This is a genomic window from Solwaraspora sp. WMMD937, from assembly GCF_029581175.1.
In the GTDB taxonomy this organism is placed as follows: Bacteria; Actinomycetota; Actinomycetes; order Mycobacteriales; family Micromonosporaceae; genus Micromonospora_E.
In genome coordinates this window covers 4,068,685-4,089,529 of record NZ_CP120738.1, presented here as the reverse complement: position 1 = coordinate 4,089,529, position 20,845 = coordinate 4,068,685, and the positions used below count along the sequence as shown (strand labels likewise).

Sequence of the window (20,845 nt, the reverse complement as noted above, 5' to 3'; positions counted from 1 at the left end):
GATCGGGCCGGCGGTCACCGGACACCGCCGCGGACGTCCACCGGCAGACCGGCCGTCACGGCGGGCGCCGGGGACGCACCGGCGGGGACGTCGACCGACCCGGCGGGGACGTCGACCGTGCCGGCGAGACCGAGCACGCCGGGTAGTGTCTGGTCGACGTAGCCGCACAGCAGGTGTGCGGTGACCAGATGCAGCTCCTGCACCACCTGCGGATCGGCCGCCGGCACCGCCAGCACCTCGGCGCACGCCTCGGCCAACGGGTTCGGCACCGGGCCGGTGCACGCCCAGCAGCGTAGCCCGACGTCACGGCCAGCCCGGGCCGCGGCGAGCAGGTTGCCGCTACGTCCACTCGTGGACAGCAGCAGCAGGATGTCGCCGGGGCGGCCGTGGGCCCGTACCTGCCGGGCGAAGACCTCGTCGAAGCCGAAGTCGTTGCTGATCGCGGTGAGCGAGGAGGTTTCGGCGGTCAACGCGATCGCGGACAGCGGCGTCCGGTCGTCACGCAGCTTGCCGACCAGCTCGGCGGCGAGGTGCTGGGCCTCGGCGGCGCTACCGCCGTTGCCGGCAATCAGCAGCCGGCCGCCATGACCGAGCGTCCAGGCCAGCTCGGCACCCCAGCGACCCAGCCGGGTGGCCACCTGGCGGTACGGCAACAGCGCCTCTGCCAGCCCGGCGAGGTGGGTGTCGATGAGCGAGTTCACGTCGGACATCTCAGGCCACCACCCGGCTCGGCTGCCGCACCCCACTGACCGTGCCGTAGATTTCGGTCAGCTGCGCTGCGGCGCGCTGCCACGAGTAGCACTGGCGCGCCCGGTCCAGCGCGGCGGTGGCGTAGGCGAACCGCCGGACCCGGTCGTTGAGCAACCGGCGCAGTGCCATACCGAGCGCCCGTGGGTCCCGGGGCGGCACCAGATCGCCGGTGAGGCCGTCGACGACGGTGTCGGTCAGCCCGCCTACGGCGGTGCCGACCACCGGCACGCCGCAGGCCATCGCCTCCAGCGGGGTGAGCCCGAACGGCTCGTACCACGGGGCGGCGACCAGCACGTCGGCCGACCGGTACCAGGACGGCATCTGTTCCCGGGGCACCCCGCCGACCAGCCGGACCCGGTCACCCACCCCGCACGACTCGGCCAGCTGGCGCAGCTGCCGGGCCTGCGGGTCGGTGTCCAGTTCGGCGGCCGGCGGGCCACCCACGACGACGCACTCCGCGTTCGGTACGAGTTGCATGGCCCGTACGACATCCTGGAAACCCTTGCGGGCAACCAGCCGGCCAACGGTCAGCACCCGCAGCCGGCCCTCGTCGCGCGGCACGGCCGGTCCGTCGGGGGCGAAGGTCTGCTCGTTGACGCCGGACGGCACCACCGAGAGCCGGCCCCGGGGCACCCCCATGCTGATCAGCTCGGCGACCTCGTCCTGGGACTGCGCGACCACCCGGTCGACACTGCGGCCCAACGCCCGCTCGTAGCCGATGCGGCGGGGCGGACTGGTGTCCATCGCGCCCTGGTGGCGACGCTTGACCGTGCCCAGCGCATGGTAGGTCTGCACCACCGGCACCCCGGTCAGCCGGCCGGCGTGCATGGCGGCGAGCCCGCTCATCCAGAAGTGCGCATGCGCGACCGCCGGGGTCCAGTCGTGGCTCCACTGTCCGGCCAGCCACCGACTGAACTGCGCCATGTGCGGCAGCAGGTCGTCCTTGGCGATGTGCTCGGCCGGGCCGGCCGGCACGTGCACCACCGCAACCCCGTTGTCCAACTGCACAAGTTCCGGCAGGTCCACAGCGTCCCGGCGGGTGAACACCCGGACCTCGTGGCCGTCGGCGGCGAGCGCGGTGGACAGCTCCGCGACGTGCGTGTTCTGGCCGCCGGCGTCCACTCCGCCGAGCGCGGCGAGCGGGCTGGCGTGCTCCGAGATCATCGCGATGCGCATAGCGCCTCCTCCAGCAGCTCGTCCCAGTCCGCGAGGAACCGGTCCAGTCCGTATCGGTCCTGCGCCGCGCGCCGCGCGCCGTCGCCGAGCCGGCGGGCCGCGTCCGGCTCGTCGATCAGCCACTGGGCGGCGTCGACCAGGGTCTGCACCCGGGTGGCGAGCACCCCGGCCGACGGCGGTACCGCGGCGACCGCCTCGGTGGTGCCGAGGACGACCACCGGCATACCCATCGCCATCGCCTCGATCAGGCTCAGGCCGAGTGAGGTCCACCGACACAGGTGCAGGTACGCGCGGCGGCGGGCCACCTCGGCGTGCATCGCCGACTGCGGCACGTCGTCGTGGACGGCCAGCTGACCGGCGGCCAGCCCGCCGAAAGCCTCGGGCAGCCCGGCGACTCCCATCCCGTACACGTCCAGCGGGGCGACCCGGGCGAACCGGGGCATCAGGTCGGTGCCGGTGACCCGGCGGCGGCGTACCGGCTCGTTGGTGACCACGGCGAGCCGGTCGAGTTCGCCGCTGTAGCGGGCGGCCGGGGCGACGACGCCGTGCTCGATCACCCGGGTCCGGGTGCCGCCGGTGTCCCAGAACAGGTCGTTGAAGTGGGTGACGTGGACCACGGTGAGGTCGTCACGGTCGGCCATCGGATGCCGGCTGGTCGGCACGTCACCCTTTGGCGTGTTGTGCTCGACGTATACCGCCGGCACGTCCCGACCGACGGTCCGGCCGAGCCAGCTGGTGGCCAGGTCGAGCTCCTCGGGGCGTTGCAGGATCACCAGGTCGACCTCGGCGGTGGCGAGCTGCCCGGGGCGGATCTCGGTGACGCCGTCCGGCCACGGGTAGGTGCGCGCCCGGCCCAGCCCGTACGGCCCCCGGTCCGGGGTGACCGGCACCAGGTAGTGGTGCTTGCCGTGGACGAACGCGGTGGTCCACGATCCGTGGACGTGCCAGAGGAAGATGTTCATCCGGCCGTCCCGCAGATCAGTTCGACGGCCTCGACCACGCTGTCCGGGGAGACCGTCGACAGGCACGGATGGCCGGGCACCGGGCAGCGGGCGGCCCGGGTGTTGCGGCAGCCGGCGACCGGGTCGCCGAGCCGGACCCAGGGCACCCGGTAGGGGCCCCACTGGCCGAACGGCACCGTCGGCGCGAACAGGCTGACCACCGGGGTGCCGACCGCCGCCGCGAGGTGTGCCGGCCCGGTGTTGCCGACGACCAACGCGCCGGCCTGCGCGATGATCGCGGCGAGCCGGGCCAGCGAGGTCTGACCGCCGAGGTCGACACCGGACCGACCGGCGACCCGGCGGCTCAGCGCCTGCTCACCGGGGCCGCCGGTGACCACGACCCGGTGCCCGGCGGCGTGCAGCGCGTCGACGAACGCGGCGCACCGCTCCGGCGGGCAGGCGCGGGACTCGACGGAGGATCCCGGGTGCACGACGACGTAGCCCGGTGGCCCGGCCCGGCCCGGCTCCGGCACCCGGCGACGCACACCCGAGCCGGGCTCCGGTGGTACGGGCCCGGCGGCCGGCCGCAGACAGCCCGGGCGTAGCCGTAGCACCGGTTCGTCGTCGCCGGGCAGCGTGAACCCGGCGGCGGCGGCCAGCGACAAGGCGCGTTCCGGCTCCGGTACGCCCGGCGGCACCCGGTGGCGCACGTCGAGCAGGGAGCCGGGGTAGTCGTCACTGATCGCCGCGATCCGGTCCACCCCGGCCTGCCGCAGGAGCAGCGCCAGCGGCAGCGGCGACTGATGAAAGGAGGTGAAGATGATCGCCTCGTCGGCGCCGACCTCGGCCAGCCGGTCCGTCAACCGGGTCAGGTCGACCGGGTCCACCGGACCGGGATCCGGGTCGATCCACGGAATCGGCCACTCGATCAGCTCGCCGACACCGGGCAGCAGTTCGGCGGCGGCCCGGCCGCGCGGACCGCAGAGCATGACCACCTCGTCCGCCCCGGCCGCCACGGCGCGGATCGCCGGCCCGGTGACCAGTACGTCGCCGACCGAGTCGGAGCGCACGACCAGGACCCGGCCGCCGCGCGGGCCGGGCCCGTCGGGGGCGGTCGCCCGGTGCCGACGCAGGATGAGATCGGCGGCGCCGGCCAGGTCACCAGCGACGGCGGGAGCGGCGGCCGTCTCCTGCGGTCGGGTCGTCTCGGTGGGTACCAGGATGCCGGTCGCGCCGGCGGCGCCGGCGGCGACGATGTCCCGGCCGATGTCGCCGACCACGACGCACCGCCCGGCGGTGGTGCCCAGTTCCCGGGCGGCGGCCAGGACCATCCCCGGTGCCGGTTTGCGGCACCGGCAGCCGTCGCCGTCGTCGTGCGGGCAGATCTGCCAGGTGTCGAACGGGCCGAGAAGCTCCTCGATCCGGTCGTGCACCCGACGCATGTCGTGCGCGGTGAAGTGGCCGCGGGCCAGGCCGGACTGGTTGGTGACGACACCGAGCCGCAGGCCAGCGGCGCGGAGCCGGTCAAGCGCGGCGCGGGCACCGCGTACCGGGCGGACCAGGTCCGGGTCGCCGTTGTACGGCACGTCGTGCACGAGCGTCCCGTCACGGTCGAAGAGCACCGCGTCGAACAGCCCGCGGCCCCGACTGATCAGTTCGCTTCGCACCTGGCTCCGTTTCCCGGGTGCGGGGCGAGTAAACCAACCACGGCGTTCGTCCGGTCCGCACCATTTCGCCGGTGGCCGGGTTAGCGTGCCGCCCGCGGGGTACCCGGCTGATCGTGGCTGTCGTGCAGCGGGTGATCCCCGCCCCGCCGGACCAGGTGTTCGCCGTGCTGGCGAACGGCTGGTCGTACAGCGACTGGGTGGTCGGCACCGTGCACATCCGCGACGTCGACGAGCACTGGCCGCAGTCCGGGGCCCGGCTGCACCACACCGCCGGTCCCTGGCCGCTGTCGTTGTCCGACACCTCCACGGTGATCTCCTGCCAGCCGGGTGACGAGCTGACGTTACGGGCCGGACTGTGGCCGCTCGGCGAGGCGACGATCGTGTTCCGGCTCGCACCGACCCCGGGCAACGGCACCCGGGTCACCATCGCCGAGTCGTTCACCGGAGGGCCGCTGCACTGGATCCGTACGAAGCTCGACGATCTGGTCCTGCACCACCGCAACCGGGAGACGCTGCGCCGGCTGTCCGACATCGCCACCCGGCAGACCGTCAGGTGACGCCGGAAGGCCACGGCCTGGGCCCGACGGACGGGTCCACGGCAACAGGGCCCAGTCAGGGCAGATCCTGCCTGGGCAGGTCAGTGGACGGGTGCCGAACGGCACCCGCAGGGAGGTGATCGGGATGAGCCAGACCGTGATGATCACTGGCGCGAGCGCCGGCATCGGACGCGCCACCGCCCAGCGGTACGCACGCCGCGGCGCCCGGCTCGGGTTGCTCGCCCGAGGAGCGGCCGGCCTGGCCGCAGCCGCCGAACAGTGCCGTGAGCTGGGCGCCGAGGCGGTGGCCACGTACCAGGTGGACGTCGCCGACGCAGCAGCAGTCGACGAAGCCGCCGATGACCTGCACCGACGCAACGGCGGCCTGGACGTGTGGATCAACAACGCGATGGTGTCGGTCTTCGCCCCGACCTGGGAGATCAGCGCCGACGAGTTCCGACGGGTCACCGAGGTCAACTACCTCGGCACGGTGCACGGCACGCTGGCGGCGCTGCGACAGATGCGCCCGGCCGGAATCGGCACGATAGTGCAGGTCGGGTCGGCGCTGGCGTACCGGGGCATCCCGCTGCAGTCGGCGTACTGCGCCAGCAAGCACGCCATCCAGGGATTCAACGACTCGCTACGGGCCGAGTTGCTCCAGGCCAGCCCCGAGATCAAGCTGTCGATGGTCCAGCTGCCGGCGGTGAACACGCCGCAGTTCTCCTGGGTGCGCACCCACCTGCCCCGACACCCGCAACCGGTACCGCCGATCTTCCAACCCGAGGTGGCCGCGGCGGCGATCTGCTGGGCCGCCGACAACGGCAAGCGGGAGGTCAACGTCGGTGGCCCCACCCTGCGGGCTCGGCTCGCCGACGTCATCGCCCCCGGGCTGCTCGACCGGCTACTGGCGATCCGGCAGGTCGGATTCGACTCCCAACAGACCGACGAGGTCATCGACCGGGCCCGCTGGCGGGACAACGTGGACGCCCCGGCCGATGCCGAGGTCGATCACGGCGCACACGGCGCCTTCGACGACCAGGCACGTCGGCGGTCGCTGGCACTGTGGGCCGTGACGCACAAGCAGACCGCCGCCGCCGCGGTCCTGGCCACCGCGCTCGGCACCGTTCGGGCGATGGTCGGCAACGGGCCGGCCCGGCTGCGGGCAGCGGTCCGTCGACCGGTCGGGCGGGCGGCGTGACTGTCTGACACCACCGCCGCCCGTTGGGCCGCCGGTCGCCGCCGTCGAACCGGCGGCCGTGGCACACAAGGGGGATACAGCCCGCCCGCCCACCGATGCATCATCGATCGCACGGACGATCATGGGGCGGCGGCGACCGCCGCGCCCAACCAGGAGGTGGCGGTCGATGACAACCGATTCGAGCTGGGACGACTACCTGATCAGCGACACCAGCGCCGACACCGGCACGACGGATTTCACGGGTAGCTCGACCACGCTGCCCGAGCCGGTCGCCGGTGCGGTAGAGACCCATCTCGACCAGGCCGTGGCCGACCAGGAGTGGTCCGACTGGCACGCCGACGTAAGCGACTCGTGGAGCCAGGCTGCCGACGGTCACCTGCAGAACGCGGCGGACAGCGTCGCCGCCGGCTTCGACCCGACCGCCTCACTCGAGGCGGCCGACCGGCAGTACTCGCTGGCGGCTGACGAGGCCGGTACGGCGAGCGACTACGCGGCCGCGACGGACTACAGCGTCGACGCCGCAGCCGCTGAGATCAGCGCGTACGACAGCACCAGCGGTTACGACTCCGGCAGCAGCTTCGACACCGGATTCGGCGCGGAATGACCTGGGCAGACAGCAACGGCAGGGCACCGGCCGGCGGCGATGATCGGCAGGCCGGGCAGCTCGCCGCCGGAGCGGAGCGGACCGTCGCCGCTCCGCTCGCCGTCGTGCGGCAGCATCTTCTCGCCGTCGTACGGAACCTGGGCTTCCAGCTCACCGCCGAGCAGCTCACCGTCATCCAGGCGGTACGCGGTTCCAAGCTCGGTGCGGTCACCTTGCAACCGGCCCGGATGCCGGTGCAGTTGCAGATCGGCCTGGAGGCCGACCCGGCCGCCTGCCGGGTCACCGTCCAGGTGAGCGACCGCTGGCCGGCCAAGGTCGGGCGTAACTGGGGTGCGACCGCGGTCTACCAGGACGTCTTCGGGTCCGTCCTGGCCACCGTCGACGCCGCTCTGGCCCGGCTCGACCCGGCGGCCGCCGGCGGCTTCGCCGGCTGGTGGCGCAACACCGGGACCGGAGACGTCGCCGCCATGCAGAACGCCGCCGGGTGGGCGGCCCAGGCCGGCTCGTTGATCTCCCGCCACACCACCCGGTTCCTCGACGGGACCGACCCGGCAAAGGGTGCCCCGGTGAGCCGGACCGGGGCGGGCACGTTCACCTTCGTCGCTGCGGATACGGTCGCCGAGGTGCCGACCCAGCTCGCCGACGGGATGCTGACCGTCGGTACCCTGATCACCAGCCGGCCCGGACAGATGCCGGCGAATCTCGTCACCCAGATCCAGGGGCTGGTGTACCGGGTCGAGGAGTACATCGCGGCGGCAGCCGCCCCGGCCGGCGCTTCGACGCCGTTCCGGTTCACTGTGGACCCGGCCGACGTGCCGGTCGTGACGTTCCTGCATCAGCAGGCCCAGCTACGGGAGATGCTCCCGGTTCGGACGCTGTTGATCTGCACGACCTGCAAGCTGGAAAAGATCGTCAACCCCGAACTGGAGCGCCTACAGGAACGCAACCGCCGTACCCGCGACCTGGCGACCACGGTGGGTGCGGTGATCAGTCCGTTCGTGCTGGCCGGGCGGCTGGCCCAGACCAAGGGTCCGGCCTTCGCCTGCCCACGCTGCCAGGGTCTGTCAGCCGACGAGTCGGTGGTGACCTTCTGCCGGCAGTGCGGCGACCGGTGTACGGAGTCAGCACTGCGGTCCTGCAACAAGTGCTCGTTCGACTTCCGGTCGCTGCTGCCAAAGGCCCCGCTGTGGGTCGCGCCGACCAGTCGGGACCAGTCCGCCACGCCCGCTGTCGCACCGGAGACCCAGCCGGCGACACCGTCGACAGCAACGGCGTCACCACCACCGGCGGCGACCCGCGCACCGGCAGCTCCGGCACCGACCGCGACACCGGTCGAGGAATCCTGGCCGCGTCCCCCCGGCCAGTGACCCCGACGGTTCCAGCCGGAGATCCGACACCCGCCCCGGGACCTGTCCGCGTCGCGCAGGGCGACCCACCCGATTACTCTAAGTAGCCAGACGCGGACGGGGACGGTCGTCGCCGACCGCCGGCGAGCGGGAGGGCAGATGGCGTACTACCTGGCACCTTCGCTGCGGGTGCTGCGGAGTGAGATCGACGCCCGGTGGCCGGACCGGGACCGCAGGTCCGACGGCTGGATCGGCGACGCCGCGCATGCGGCCCGGACCTCGGACCACAATCCCAACGCGCGGGGCAGTGTCGACGCGATCGACGTCGACCGGGACGGCATCGACGTACCGACGCTCCTGGCCGCGTTCCAGACACACCCCGCCGCCCAGTATTGGATCTTCGATCGGCAGATCGCCAACCGGGCCACCGGTTGGCGGCGACGGGCGTACACCGGGAGCAACCCGCACACCGGACATGTCCACCTGTCGATCCGGCAGAGCGCCGCCGCGGAGCAGGACACCACCGGGTGGGGTCTGCTGCCCGGCCCGGTCGGCCCGGTGCCGTCGGCGCCGGCCCCATCCGGTCCCCCACCGGTGCCGGCACAACCACCCCGGCGTCGCCGGGCCCGGATGATCATCGACTGACCGGTCGGCCACTCGATTCGGCCACCGGCTCAGCGGTAGACCGCGCGCTGCGCCGCCGACACCACGGCCCCGTACATCCGCCCGGTCACCGCGCGGTCGCGGGCCAGCGCCGCCCGCGCTGCGTTCGACCCGGGCGCGCCGTGCACCCCGCCGCCGGGGTGCGCCGACGCCGAGGCGAGAAAGAGCCGGTCGACCGGGGTGTCCGCGCGGCCCAGGCCGGGCACCGGCCGGAAGAACAGCTGCTGGTACGCGGCCGAGGTGCCGCCACCGACCGCTCCCCCTACCAGGCTCGGGTTGTGCTCCTGCAGATCTACCGGACCGGCAACGTGACGGGCCCGGACCAGGGCACCGAAGCCCGGTGCCTGCCGGTGCAGCACCGCCTCCATCCGCGCGACGTGTTCGAAAATCTCCTCGGCCTGCCACGAGGTGCGGTGCGGCAGGTGCGTGTACGCCCACAGCGACTCGGTGCCCGCCGGCGACCGCTGCGGGTCGGCGGTGGTGAGCTGGCCAAGCAGCAGGAAGGGGTCGCGGGGCACCTCGTCGCAGGCCAGCGCGGCGGCGTACCGGGTCAGACCGTCCAGATCGGCCCCGAGGTGCACGGTGCCGGCCCCGGCGACCGCCGGGTTGCGCCACGGCATCGGGCCGGCGAGCGCCCAGTCGACCTTCACCGTCGACCCGTCCCACCGGAACCGGCGCAGGTCGTCCACCATCCTGGTGGGCAGCCACCGAGCGCCGACCAGGTCGAGCAGCAGCGCCGGAGCGGGAACGTCGGCGAGCACCGCCCGCCGCGCCTGCCACAGCCGGCCGTCGACGGTCCGCACGCCGACCGCCCGGCTACGGGCGATCAGCACCCGGCCGGCGGCGGCGCCGGTGACCAACCGTCCGCCCCGGGAACGCAGCCGGCCGACCAGCGCGTCGGTGATTCGTTGCGCGCCGCCCGCCGGCACCGGCCAGCCGATCTCCTGACCGAGCATGGTCAGCAGCCAGCCGTACACGCCGGACGCGACATCGTCGGGGGCCAGGTCGGTGTGCAGCGCGCAACCGGCGAGCAGCGCCGGACCGCCGGCACCGGCGAAGGTCTCCCGGCCGAGCTGGCGGACCGGCAGTAACAGGCGCCGGGCCAGCCGCAGCGATCCGGCGCTCCGGAGCCGGCGCAGCAGCGCGGCGCCGGCCCGCACCGGCGGAAACGGGGTGAACAGCGCGTCGATCAGCGGTGCCGACACGGCCCGCCACTCGGCGTACGCCGACAGCCAGCGTTCGCCGTCGCCGTCGGCGAACGTCTCCAGCGACTCGGCGGTCCGCCGGGGGTCCAGGTTGACCACCGCAGCCCGGTCGTCCGGCAGCAGGTGGGCGAAGGCGTCCGGAGCGTGCCGCCAGCGCAGCCCGAACTCGGCCAGCCGCAGTTCCCGCAGCACCGGCGAAGCGAACCCGAGCGGATAGAACGAGCTGTACAGGTCACTGAGATAGCCGGGAGCGGTCACCTCGGCGGACCGGACCGCGCCGCCCGGCGCCCCGGCCGCCTCCAGCACCAGCACGTCCCAACCGGCGTCGGCGAGCAGGTTGGCGGCGACCAGACCGTTGTGTCCGGCGCCGATGACGACGGCGTCCGCCGTCTCCACATTCGTGTCTGCCATCTCCGCGCGGCTACCCCGGCCGGGCTCGGCCAAACGTTTACCGGCGCGGCCTTCGGGAACGACTGCCGGATGTACGACGTGGAGCAGTTCATCGACGGCGTGTGGGGGCGGTTCGGCGACGGTGCCGAAATCGTTGTCGAGGACCCGTCCGAGGGCACCCCGGTCAGCCGCAGCCCGGTCGCCACCGAGGCGAACATCGGCACCGCGGTGAAGTCGGCCCGCGAGGCGGCACCGGGGTGGGCTGCGACACCGGCGGCGGAGCGGGCCGCCGCGCTGCGGCGAATCGCGGACGCTCTGGCCGCCGCCACCGACCAGGTCGCCGAGGCGCAGAGCGCGGAGATGGGCAAGCCGTTGGCCGGGGCTCGAGCCGGAATCGCCGCCGGCGTGGCGACCCTGCGGCAGTACGCCGAACTGGGTCCGGTGCACCGGGGTCGGGCGCTGGCCGGCGATCCGGCCGCCCTGGATCTGATGGCGTACGTGCCGCGTGGCGTGGTGGCGGTGCTGACACCGTGGAACGACCCGGTGGCGGTGGCTTGCGGGCTGCTCGGCGCGGCGCTGGTCACCGGCAACACGGTGGTGCACAAGCCGAGTGAACGCTGCCCGGCGACCGGCGCGTTGCTCGCCCGGCTGGTCGCCGACGAGGTTCCCGACGGCGTCTTCGCCCTGCTGACCGGCGACGGGGGCATCGGTGCCCGGATCGCCGCCGCCGACGGGGTGGACCTGGTCGCCCATGTCGGGTCGACCGACGCCGGGCGGGCGGTCGCCGAGGCGGGCGCCCGGACCGGGGCCAAGGTGCTGCGGGAGAACGGCGGCAGCGACGCGCTGATCGTCGACGAGGGCGTCGATCCGCGGTGGGCCGCGCAGCAGGCGGCGTCCGGTGCGTTGGCCAACTCGGGTCAGGTGTGTGTCAGCGTGGAGCGGATCTACGTGCACAGCACGATGGCGGAGCCGTTCGTCGAGGAACTCACCGGGCACTGCTCGGGGATGCGGTTGGGGCCGGCCCGTGACCCGTACACCGAGTTGGGTCCGTTGGTGGACCGCCGACACCGCGACCGGGTGCACGCCCAGGTCTCGGCGGCGCTGGCGGCCGGGGCGACGGCGCGGTGCGGCGGGCGGATCCCGGACGGGCCCGGCGCCTTCTACCCGCCGACGGTGTTGACCGGGTGCACCGACGACATGGCGGTGATGCGGCAGGAGACGTTCGGCCCGGTCGCCCCGGTGATGACGGTGGGGTCGTTCGACGAGGCGCTGTCCCGGGCAGCGGCTTCCCCGTACGGTCTGTCGGCGACCGTGCTGACCCGTTCCATGGACCACGCGCAACGGGCCTGGCGTGAACTGCCGGTGGGCACCGTGAAGATCAACTCGGTGTTCGGCGGAGCGCCGGGTGGTGCCGCGCACCCCCGGCGTGGCAGCGGGGAGGGCCTCGGATTCGGACCGGAACTGCTCGACGAGATGACCGTCGTCAAGGTGCTGCATCTGCAGGCTCCGGGTGGACCGGACGGCCGCTGGTGAGCGGTCCGGCCCGGCCGACGCGGTTACGCGAGATCCGGTTGACCACCTGGCGCGCCGTGCTGGTCGGCAGCGGACGCCGGTTCGTCCGGGACAACTGCGTGGACTGGGCCGCTGCGTTGACCTACTACGGGGTACTCGCGTTGTTCCCCTCGTTGATCGTGGTCGTCGCGCTGGTCAATCTGGTCTCCGACGGTCAACGCACGGTGGACACCGTGGTCGGCCTGGCGGAGGAGCTCGGCGCCGGAGCAGTGGTGGGCGACGAGGGTTTCGTCGACGTCATCCACGAGGTGGTCGACCAGCGCAGTTCCGCCGGTGTGCTGCTCAGCTTCGGTCTGGTGGCCGCGCTGTGGTCCGCGTCGGGCTACGTGCGGGCGTTCACCCGAGCTGCCAACGCCATCTACGGGGTGGCCGAAGGTCGCCCCTTCTACCGGTTGCAGCCGCAGCAGCTCGGGCTGACCGCCGCCGGACTGGTGCTGCTCGCGCTGGTCGCCGTGATGCTGATTGTCAGCGGCCCGGTCACCGACGCGCTCGGTGACCGGATCGGCCTGGGCCAGTCCCCACGTACCGCCTGGAGCCTGCTCAAATGGCCGGTGCTGATCGCTATCGTCACGACCCTCTTGTCTCTTCTGTACTGGTTCGCTCCCAACGTCCGCCAGCCGAAGCTCCGCTGGCTGGCCGTCGGCGGCGTGGTGACCCTACTGCTGGCGGCGCTGGCTTCCGCCGGATTCGGCACCTACGTCGCGTACTTCGGTTCATATGACGTGACCTATGGCAGCCTCGGCGCGGTGATCGCGTTCCTGGTCTGGCTCTACCTGACCAACCTGGCGGTGATGCTGGGCGTCGAGATCAACGCGGAGCTGCAGCGCGGCCGGGCCGCCCAGGCCGGCGAGTCGGAACCGGCCGACCCGGTGCTCCCGCCACGTACGCCGGTTTAGCCACGCCGGTCACGGGTAGTCGAACAGCTATGGAACGCGGCAACAGCAAGCACAGTCCCCGGGTGGACGACAGCATGGCCCACGACACCCGTGGGACCACGCAGGGCACCACCGGAGGCCGGGCCGAGGAGTGGCACGAGGCGGAGCCCCCGGGCGAGGACCAGCCGGAGCCGGCTGCGGTTCCGGCCGGCGACAACCGCTCCGGTACGCCGCAGGGCATGACCAGCGAGGAGGTCGAGCAGCGGAGCAGGCTGGGCCGCTACATCAACCTTTCGGCGCTACCCGGCGACCGCAGCATGCTGCGCGACAGCGCGCTGGAGAACGAGGCGCCCGACGACGTGCTCGACGAGATCGATCAGTTGCCGCCGGGTCGCACGTTCCAGACGGTGTCCGAGGTGTGGGCCGAGCTGGGCCATGCCAACGAGACGACCCGCTGGTGACCGCGCCGCCCGCGGCCCGGCGGAAGTAGAGGAGGGACTCACATGGGAGCAGTGACCGAGTATGTCGACGTCGCGGTGCCGGTTCGCGCCGCGTACAACCAGTGGACGCAGTTCGAGGAGTTCCCTCAGTTCATGGAGGGCGTTTCCGAGGTGACCCAGGTGTCGGAGACCTTGACGCACTGGACGACCGAAATTGCCGGGGTGTCGCGTGAGTTCGACGCGAAGATCACCGAGCAGATTCCCGACGAGCGGGTCGCCTGGACCGCGACCGGTGGGGTGAAGCAGGCCGGTGTGATCACGTTCCACCGACTGGATGACACCCACACCCGGGTCACCGCACAGATGGAGTTCGACCCGGAGGGAATCGCGGAGCAGGCCGGCGACAAGCTTGGCATCGTGGACCGCCGAGTGAAGGGCGACATGAAGCGCTTCAAGGATTTCATTGAGAGCCGGCATGGTGTGGAGACCGGCGCCTGGCGTGGCGAGGTTCCTCGACCGCAGCCGTGACAGTTCGACCGACTGCCCGACTTGGAACAGCGCCCACCGGCCGACGGTGAATCCTCCCGAGCCGGTTGGTCGGTGGGTCTGACGGCTGGGGCGGGCGGGCCGAGACCGGCCCGCCCGCCCCAGCCGCGTTTGTCGGCAGCCCGGCCGGGTAACCCGACCGGCATGACTGATTCCGCGGACGACGTTTGGCGCGACGAGGACCGGCTGCCGGTCCGCGAGCTGGAGCGGGCGGTCGCCGCACCAGCGGGCGACGGTGAGGTGGACGACATGACCGGCAACGATGCCGCAGCCGAGGAGGAGTTCGGCCACGGCGCGGAAGCGGTCGACCGGGCCGGCGGCCGCCCCGGCGGACCGGCGACGACCGACCCCGAGCGGCCGTACCGGCCCTCGACCACCGGCCGGACCGGCCCACACTGATCTCGCCAGTCGGTCGCTGACGCATCGGTCAGCCATCCTCGGCCGATCGGCTGACGGCGGTGGGGATCATCCGAGCGAGACTTTTCGGATGCGCCCCACCGCCCTCGGATTCCTCACGCCGCGCCAGCGACGCTGGGCCTGGCTCGGCTTCCTGCTGACCGCGATCCAGGCGCCGGTCTCCGCCTACCTGCTGCCGGACGACTCCTGGTTGTTCAGCGTCTGCGTGGCGCTGATGGTCGCCGCGGTGATCATCGCCGACGACGCGGCCCGCCGCCGCCCGGCCCCGGCCGACAACCGACGCGTCGAGTAGCCGGGCAGGCACAGTACATGAGTCCGTTCCCCGCTGCCCCGCACGGCCTACTGGCCGCCCCGGCCGCCCGAAGGGCGGCGCAGACCTCGTTGGCCGATCTGCACGCCTCGCTCGGTGCGGCCGGCCTGGCCGCCGCAGCGGTCCAGCCCGGCCTGCTGGCCGAGCTGGATCAGCACGCCGCTGCGGTCCGGGACCGGCTGTTCGCCGATCTGCGCCCGCTCAGCCCGGTGACGTTGGCGCGGTACGCCGACGGGGTGCGCGACGCGGCTACCGAGGCCGGCTGGCGCCCCCCGGTGGTCGGGCCGACCACCCAGTGGACGACGGTCGACTGGGTGACGTTGCGGCTGGTCGCCGTCTGCCAGCTGGCCGGGATCAGCGGCGCGGCCCCGCGCTGACCCCGGCCCCGTACTGGCTTCCCGGCCCGACCGGACGGATCAGCTGCGGGAGGTCCCGCCCGGTCCGGTCATGCCCCCCGGCCGGTCGGCGCCCGGCCCGGCCGCGCCCCGGCCGCTGGCCGCCTCACGACCGCCGGACATCGCCGGCGCCTGCTGGGTCTGCGGGATGACCTGCGTCGGTTCGTTCATCCGGCCACCGGCGTCGTCCCGGCCAGCCTGGTACGCCTGGGCACTGTCCCGCACCGCCTGCGATTCCTCCGCCATCCGGGTGAGCCAGCCCTCCCACCGTTGCTGCATGGGTCGGACCAGGCCACCGCCGACCCCGACGATCAGCACGCCGGCGATGGTGGCGAGCACCGCGATCAGCACCGGGGTGGTGACCGTGGTGGCGATACCGACCTGGTTCAGCGCGGCGATGACGCCGAGCGCGACGATGAACACCGACGCGGCGGTGGCCAGCAGGCGTCCGTAGGAGAGCCCACCGAGCGCCCCCGACACCAGGTCACGGACCGCGGTTGCGATGGCAGCGGCGACGACCACGATGACGATCGCGACGAACGCCCGCGGCAGCCACGCCACGACCGCGCTGATCAGGTCGCTGATCGGGTTCGGCCCCCAGACTCCGAACGCGAACTGCAGGGTGAACAGCAGCACCGCGTAGTACGCCAACCGGGCCAGGATGTCGCTGGCGTCGTATCGGGTCCGTTCCAGGGCCTTGCCGATGCCGCCGCGTTCCACCGCCCGGTCGAACCCGACCCGTTCGAGCGCCTTGTCGACGCCCTTCAGCACTGCCCGTGCGATCAACCATCCGACCACCAGAATCGCGATGAACGCGATGGCCCGGGGTACGAAAAGTATCACGGACCGCCACATGTCAGTCAGCGCGTTGCCGATGTCGACCTGCGCCGACGCGTACGTCGAGGACATCCGGTCCCCCCTTTCCGGCTCATCTACCGATGCGTCGCCTCGTTGTCGTACGGACGCGCTGCATCGCCTACCGCCGGCCCGCATACCCACCTGGCGCCGGTCCACGCCACCCACCGACGGCGGCCCCCGGATAGGCTGCCCCCCATGGCAGGCACCGCCGGGCAGACCCGGGACACCCCGTCGGGGGTTCCGGCTGCACGTTCAGCCACCCCGGCCGGCACCAACCCGGACAGCGCCGTACCGGCCGGACTTGTCGACCGGCACGACTGGGCGGGCACACCGCTCGGTCCGCTGGATGGTTGGGATCCGGCGGTACGGGCAGCGGTCGTGCTGGTGCTCGCTTCACCGGTGCCGATGGCCCTGCTCTACGGCGACGACTTCCTGATGATCTACAACGACGCCTACGCGGAGCTGCTCGGTGCCAAGCACCCGGAGGCGTTCGCCCAACCCGCGGCCGCGGTGTTCGCCGACGCATGGCACCGGCCGGGCGTCGGCGACGTGGTGCAACGGGTCTACCGCACCGGCGAGCCGTTCCTCGAGTCGGAGGCTGTGGCGCCGTTCGGCACCGGCGAGTCAGGCTTGTTCGGCGGCACGGCCTTCACCCGTGGCTACTCCGCGGTGCGGGACAGCGACGGGTGGATCGTCGGAATGCTCTCGGTCGCGACCGAGACCGGTACCATCACCCACCGGCTGCAGAGCCTCAGCGAGCTGACCTCGGCGTTGGCCGGCACGCTCACCCTCGACGACGTCGCCCGGGTCGCGCTGCGGTACGGTCTGGCCTCGCTCGACGTCGACCAGGTGGCACTCGGCATCGACGACGGCGGCGGATGGCGAGTGGTCCGCCGGGTCCGCGGTGAACTGCTCGACGAAGCCGACGAGCGACTGCCGCCGGTGTGGCGACGGATCCCCCGGGACGCTCCCACCCCGTTGGCCACCGTCGCCGGCACCGGTGTCCCCCGGTTCGCCGGGGAGGGCCGCCCGCTCGCCAGGTACGCCACGGACCGGCACGACGAGCTGGTGACGGCGCTCGCCGCCCTGCCGCTGCGGGCCGGATCGCTCCGCGGTGGGATCACCTTCGGGTACCGCGAGCCACATTCGTGGGCGCCGGCCGAACGGGCGCTGCTTTCGGCGGTCGCCGAGCTGGTCACTCAGGCGGCCGAGCGGGCCCGGCGGTTCGAGACCCAGCACGGTACGGCTCAACTGCTGCAGCGCAGCATGCTGCCGGAGCAACTGCCGGATCTGCCGCTGCTGCGGTTGGCCGCACGCTACGACCCGGGGGTGGACGGCAATTCGGCCGGCGGGGACTTCTACGACGCGTTCCGGCTGCCCGATGGCGGGCTGGCCGTGGTGCTCGGCGATGTCGTGGGACACGATGTGCGGGCAGCGGCGCTGATGGGCCAGGTCCGGGCCGCGCTGCGCGGGCTCGCGCTGGCCGAACCGGAGCCGACGGCGGTGCTGAACGGGCTGGACCGGCTGGTGCACAGCCTGGGCGCGGAGAGCCGGAACGAGGAGCTGTTCGTGACCGTGCTGTACGGGGTGCTGGATCCGGCGACCGGCGGATTGACGGTGGCCAGCGCTGGTCATCCCGCTCCGCTGATCCGACGCTGGTCGTCGACCACGGCGAGCGCCGAGTTCGTCCCGGTACCGCCCGGACCGCCGCTTGGCCTGGCCGGGCCACGGCGGCCGACCCGGGTCGAGCTACGCCCCGGCGACACGCTGCTGATGTTCAGCGACGGCGTGGTGGAACGACGCGGTCAGGATCTCGGCATCGGGATGTCAGCTCTGGCCACAGCCGTCGCCGAGACCAGCACCAGCGATCCGCGCAACCTCTGCGCGGTGGCCAGTGCGGCGGTGCCGGGCACCACGGACGACGACGTGGCGGTGCTCGCGGTGGAGCACGCGGCCGCGCCGAGCCGGTCGGCGGGGTTGCTGGTTCCTGCCGAGCCGATCGCACCGAGCCGGGTGCGGCACTGGTTGGCCGACCAGTTGGCCGGGTGGCAGGTTCCGGAATCGGTGATCGGTCCGGCGGTGCTCTGTGCCAGCGAGCTGACCACGAACGCCCTGCTGCATGCCGGTACGGAGGCGCGCGTGGAGATCGATCTCAGCCAGGAACGACTGCTCGTCTCGGTTGCTGACAGTGGCACCCGGGGCACGGTCAGTCGGGCACATATCGACACGTTGAGTAGCCGTGGCCGGGGCCTGGGTCTCATCGAGCAGTTGAGCGACACCTGGGGCACCGACCCCTCGGTACGCGGTTCAACGGTGTGGTTCGAGATAATGTTGCCGATCAACTCGTAACCCCAGTGTTTACCCATAGTGATCTAAATTGGGCCATTCGGCCGAGTCGCGGCGGGCGTCTCCGTGGCGTACGGTAACTGACTACGCCAATAGGATATATGACGCGAAGAGGTACAAAGCGGTGCGAATCAGAGGCTACGCCACGGGAACCCCCTGCTGGTCCGAACTACGCACCAGCGACACCGCGGGTTCGAGCGACTTCTACCACGAACTGTTCGGTTGGAAGCCGGTCGACCTGCCGAACAGCATTGGCGCCGAGTTCCACCTGCGAGACATGGCCGTCGCCGGACTCGCCCCCGCCCTCGCCGCAAACCAGCCGGCGGCCTGGCTGACCTACCTCGCCTCGGACAACCTGGCCGCGACGGTCGAGAGTGTGCACCGGGCCGCCGGATCGACACTCTCGCCGCCCGCCCAGGTCGCCGAGCGGGGCCACTGCGCCCTGATCGCCGATCCGCAGGGCGCCGTGCTCGGGCTCTGGCAGCGGGGCACCTTCCCCGGCGCACAGGTGACCGGTGAGCCCGGCGCTACCTGCTGGAACGAACTCGCCACCCGGGACGTGGCCGGCGCCGGGTCCTTCTACGGCTCGGTGTTCGGGTGGACCACGCGACCCAGCATCTACAGTGAAGGGTCCGGATATCAGGAGTGGTTGCGGGAGACCAGCGAGGTGGCCGGGCTGATCGAGATGGGCGAGATGTACCCGCCGCAGGTCCCGGCGCACTGGCGGACGACCTTCGAGGTCGACGACTGCGAGGCGGCGGTGCGGCGCTGCCAGGCGCTCGGCGGGACAGTCTCCTTTGGTCCGTACCAGGCGGGTCCGGGCGCCTACGCACAGTTGACCGACCCGTTCGGTGCCGCGTTCGGGATCATCGCGTTGCGTCCGGAGTTCCGCACGCCGCTGGGCTGACCCAGGCTACCAGCGGGTCAGATATTTCACTTTAGGCCATCTTTGGAACGATTGGCGTCACAGGCTCTTCACATATCAGCAACATCCCCGTACGGTGGTCGATATCTATGGGAGCGCTTCCACTGAACGCTCTCAATATATCGTCCCTACCCGGAGGGAGCACGCATGCGCAGAAGATCTGCGCTCACCGCAGCTGGCGCCGCCGCCGTCATGGCGTTCACAGCGGCCACCGCGGTCGGTGTCGGGCTGCTGCAGCCCACGGCAGCCCAGGCCGCCGACTCCGCCTTCTACGTCGACCCGGACACCTCGGCCGCCCGCTGGGTGGCGGCGAACCCCGGTGACTACCGGGCGAATGTCATCCGCGACCGGATCGCCTCGGTGCCCCAGGGCCGCTGGTTCACCCAGTACAACCCAAGCGAGGTACGCGGCCAGGTCGACGCCTTCGTGGGTGCCGCCGCAGCGGCCGGCAAGATCCCGATCATGGTGGTCTACAACATCCCCAACCGCGACTGCAGCAACCACAGCAGCGGTGGCGCGCCCAACCACAGCGCCTACCGGCAGTGGGTCGACCAGGTCGCGGCCGGGCTCGGCAACCGGCCCGCATACATCGTGCTCGAGCCCGACGTGCTCGCCCTCATGGGCACCTGCATGAGCCAGTCGGAGCAGGCCGAGGTACGCGCCTCGATGGCCTACGCCGGCAGGGCACTCAAGGCGGGATCGTCCCAGGCCAAGGTGTTCTTCGACGCCGGACACTCGGCCTGGCACGCCCCGTCGACGATGGCAGGCCTGCTGGTCGGTGCGGACGTGGCGAACAGCGCGGACGGCATCTCCAGCAACGTGTCCAATTACCGCAGCACCAGCGAGGCAGTCAACTACGTCAAGGCGGTCATCAGCGCCACCGGCGCCAACCACCTCACCGCAGTCATCGACACCAGCCGTAACGGCAACGGCCCGCTCGGCTCCGAGTGGTGCGACCCGGAGGGTCGGGCCATCGGCACGGCGAGCACCACCAACACCGGCGACAGCAAGATCGAGGCATACCTCTGGGTGAAGCTGCCCGGCGAGGCTGACGGCTGCATCGCAAACGCGGGCCAGTTCGTGCCGCAGCGGGCGTACGATCTGGCGATTGCGGCCGGCCCTGTGCCGACCACCGCACCGCCGACGACCGCACCGCCCACCACGGCACCCCCGCCCACCACCGCTCCGCCGCCCACCACGGCACCGCCGCCGACCACCGCTCCGCCACCCACCACGAACCCGCCGGCCGGCGCCTGCAGCGTCAGCTACACCACCAACCAGTGGCCCGGCGGCTTCACCCGGGATATCCGGATCACCAACACCGGTGGCTCGGTCAGCAGTTGGACCCTCGCCTTCTCCGCCGGATCCAACGTCAGCCTGAGCAACGGCTGGAACGGTGACTGGTCCCAGTCCGGCGGCCAGATCACGGTCCGCAACGCTGCCTGGAACGGCTCGCTGGCCTCCGGTGCCACCGTCAGCATCGGCTTCCAGGGGACCTTCTCCGGTAGCACCCTGCCGCCGCTGAGCAACATCACCCTCAACGGCGCGGCCTGCGCGAGCTGACGCACAACGAGTCAGGATCCACAGGCACCCTTCGGCCCCCGCCCGGTACCGGGCGGGGGCCGAAGTCCGTGCGGGGAACGGGTTACCCGGGCGGCTCACCGGGCACTCCTGCCGAGGAGAGG

General features: G+C 72.3%; 21 protein-coding genes. 15 read left to right on the top strand and 6 right to left on the bottom strand.

Annotated elements, in window-relative coordinates; genetic code table 11:
* Nucleotides 1-14: 14 nt before the first annotated feature.
* Genes O7621_RS18055 through O7621_RS18040 form a run of 4 tightly spaced genes read right to left on the bottom strand, consistent with a single transcriptional unit; the run spans nucleotide 15 to nucleotide 4,534 of the window.
* A complete protein-coding gene (locus O7621_RS18055) occupies nucleotides 15-710 on the bottom strand; it encodes an SIS domain-containing protein (RefSeq protein ID WP_348775246.1) in 696 nt (231 codons plus the stop codon).
* 1 nt (nucleotide 711) lies between these two features.
* Nucleotides 712-1,926: a glycosyltransferase gene (locus O7621_RS18050; RefSeq protein WP_282230353.1), complete on the bottom strand. Its 1,215-nt coding sequence runs from the start codon at nucleotides 1,924-1,926 to the stop codon at nucleotides 712-714.
* A complete protein-coding gene (locus tag O7621_RS18045; protein ID WP_282230352.1) occupies nucleotides 1,911-2,888 on the bottom strand; it encodes a glycosyltransferase in 978 nt (325 codons plus the stop codon). Before O7621_RS18045 ends, O7621_RS18050 begins: the two co-directional genes overlap by 16 nt.
* The gene (locus tag O7621_RS18040; RefSeq protein WP_282230351.1) at nucleotides 2,885-4,534 is read right to left on the bottom strand and encodes an HAD-IIIA family hydrolase; all 1,650 of its coding nucleotides are present in this window, start codon (nucleotides 4,532-4,534) and stop codon (nucleotides 2,885-2,887) included. Before O7621_RS18040 ends, O7621_RS18045 begins: the two co-directional genes overlap by 4 nt.
* A gap of 113 nt (nucleotides 4,535-4,647) precedes the next feature.
* Between O7621_RS18040 and O7621_RS18035 the strand changes: the two genes are divergently transcribed.
* The 5 genes from O7621_RS18035 (at nucleotide 4,648) to O7621_RS18015 (ending at nucleotide 8,863) form a co-directional block, all read left to right on the top strand.
* Nucleotides 4,648-5,091, top strand: a complete 444-nt coding sequence (locus tag O7621_RS18035) for an SRPBCC family protein (RefSeq protein WP_282230350.1) — start codon at nucleotides 4,648-4,650, stop codon at nucleotides 5,089-5,091.
* Nucleotides 5,092-5,215: 124 nt separating this feature from the next.
* Nucleotides 5,216-6,268, top strand: coding sequence for an SDR family oxidoreductase (locus O7621_RS18030; RefSeq protein WP_282230349.1), 1,053 nt, complete (start codon nucleotides 5,216-5,218; stop codon nucleotides 6,266-6,268).
* 166 nt (nucleotides 6,269-6,434) lie between these two features.
* Nucleotides 6,435-6,872, top strand: coding sequence for a hypothetical protein (locus tag O7621_RS18025; protein WP_282230348.1), 438 nt, complete (start codon nucleotides 6,435-6,437; stop codon nucleotides 6,870-6,872).
* The gene (locus O7621_RS18020) at nucleotides 6,869-8,239 is read left to right on the top strand and encodes a hypothetical protein (RefSeq protein ID WP_282230347.1); all 1,371 of its coding nucleotides are present in this window, start codon (nucleotides 6,869-6,871) and stop codon (nucleotides 8,237-8,239) included. The genes O7621_RS18025 and O7621_RS18020 overlap by 4 nt, the downstream gene beginning before the upstream one ends.
* 138 nt (nucleotides 8,240-8,377) lie before the next feature.
* Nucleotides 8,378-8,863 carry a hypothetical protein gene (locus O7621_RS18015; protein ID WP_282230346.1) on the top strand — a complete coding sequence of 162 codons (486 nt, stop codon included), beginning with the start codon at nucleotides 8,378-8,380 and terminating at the stop codon, nucleotides 8,861-8,863.
* Nucleotides 8,864-8,892: 29 nt separating this feature from the next.
* Here the strand turns inward: O7621_RS18015 and O7621_RS18010 are convergent, their stop codons facing one another.
* Nucleotides 8,893-10,497 (bottom strand): NAD(P)/FAD-dependent oxidoreductase, encoded by a 1,605-nt coding sequence (locus O7621_RS18010; protein ID WP_282230345.1) that lies wholly within the window; start codon nucleotides 10,495-10,497, stop codon nucleotides 8,893-8,895.
* A 69-nt stretch (nucleotides 10,498-10,566) separates the two neighbouring features.
* Here O7621_RS18010 and O7621_RS18005 point away from each other — a divergent pair, with 69 nt between their 5' ends.
* The 7 genes from O7621_RS18005 (at nucleotide 10,567) to O7621_RS17975 (ending at nucleotide 15,013) form a co-directional block, all read left to right on the top strand.
* Nucleotides 10,567-12,009, top strand: coding sequence for an aldehyde dehydrogenase family protein (locus tag O7621_RS18005; protein WP_282230344.1), 1,443 nt, complete (start codon nucleotides 10,567-10,569; stop codon nucleotides 12,007-12,009).
* Complete coding sequence (locus O7621_RS18000) at nucleotides 12,006-12,944, top strand: YihY/virulence factor BrkB family protein (RefSeq protein ID WP_282230343.1); 939 nt, start codon at nucleotides 12,006-12,008, stop codon at nucleotides 12,942-12,944. Before O7621_RS18005 ends, O7621_RS18000 begins: the two co-directional genes overlap by 4 nt.
* Nucleotides 12,945-12,973: 29 nt before the next feature.
* Nucleotides 12,974-13,384, top strand: coding sequence for a DUF2795 domain-containing protein (locus tag O7621_RS17995; RefSeq protein WP_282230342.1), 411 nt, complete (start codon nucleotides 12,974-12,976; stop codon nucleotides 13,382-13,384).
* Between the two features lie 42 nt (nucleotides 13,385-13,426).
* A complete protein-coding gene (locus O7621_RS17990; RefSeq protein ID WP_282230341.1) occupies nucleotides 13,427-13,891 on the top strand; it encodes an SRPBCC family protein in 465 nt (154 codons plus the stop codon).
* Nucleotides 13,892-14,053: 162 nt separating this feature from the next.
* Nucleotides 14,054-14,308 carry a hypothetical protein gene (locus tag O7621_RS17985; RefSeq protein ID WP_282230340.1) on the top strand — a complete coding sequence of 85 codons (255 nt, stop codon included), beginning with the start codon at nucleotides 14,054-14,056 and terminating at the stop codon, nucleotides 14,306-14,308.
* Between the two features lie 88 nt (nucleotides 14,309-14,396).
* Nucleotides 14,397-14,618 carry a hypothetical protein gene (locus O7621_RS17980; RefSeq protein WP_282230339.1) on the top strand — a complete coding sequence of 74 codons (222 nt, stop codon included), beginning with the start codon at nucleotides 14,397-14,399 and terminating at the stop codon, nucleotides 14,616-14,618.
* A 17-nt stretch (nucleotides 14,619-14,635) separates the two neighbouring features.
* Complete coding sequence (locus tag O7621_RS17975; RefSeq protein WP_282230338.1) at nucleotides 14,636-15,013, top strand: DUF6401 family natural product biosynthesis protein; 378 nt, start codon at nucleotides 14,636-14,638, stop codon at nucleotides 15,011-15,013.
* 39 nt (nucleotides 15,014-15,052) lie between these two features.
* Here O7621_RS17975 and O7621_RS17970 read toward each other — a convergent pair whose 3' ends face one another.
* Complete coding sequence (locus tag O7621_RS17970) at nucleotides 15,053-15,940, bottom strand: hypothetical protein (protein ID WP_282230337.1); 888 nt, start codon at nucleotides 15,938-15,940, stop codon at nucleotides 15,053-15,055.
* Between the two features lie 144 nt (nucleotides 15,941-16,084).
* Between O7621_RS17970 and O7621_RS17965 the strand changes: the two genes are divergently transcribed.
* The 3 genes from O7621_RS17965 to O7621_RS17955 all read left to right on the top strand — a co-directional run bounded on the left by O7621_RS17965 (nucleotide 16,085) and on the right by O7621_RS17955 (nucleotide 20,723).
* A complete protein-coding gene (locus O7621_RS17965; RefSeq protein WP_282230336.1) occupies nucleotides 16,085-18,238 on the top strand; it encodes a SpoIIE family protein phosphatase in 2,154 nt (717 codons plus the stop codon).
* Between the two features lie 121 nt (nucleotides 18,239-18,359).
* A complete protein-coding gene (locus tag O7621_RS17960) occupies nucleotides 18,360-19,142 on the top strand; it encodes a VOC family protein (RefSeq protein ID WP_282230335.1) in 783 nt (260 codons plus the stop codon).
* Nucleotides 19,143-19,307: 165 nt separating this feature from the next.
* Nucleotides 19,308-20,723 carry a glycoside hydrolase family 6 protein gene (locus tag O7621_RS17955; protein ID WP_282230334.1) on the top strand — a complete coding sequence of 472 codons (1,416 nt, stop codon included), beginning with the start codon at nucleotides 19,308-19,310 and terminating at the stop codon, nucleotides 20,721-20,723.
* Nucleotides 20,724-20,845: the final 122 nt, after the last annotated feature.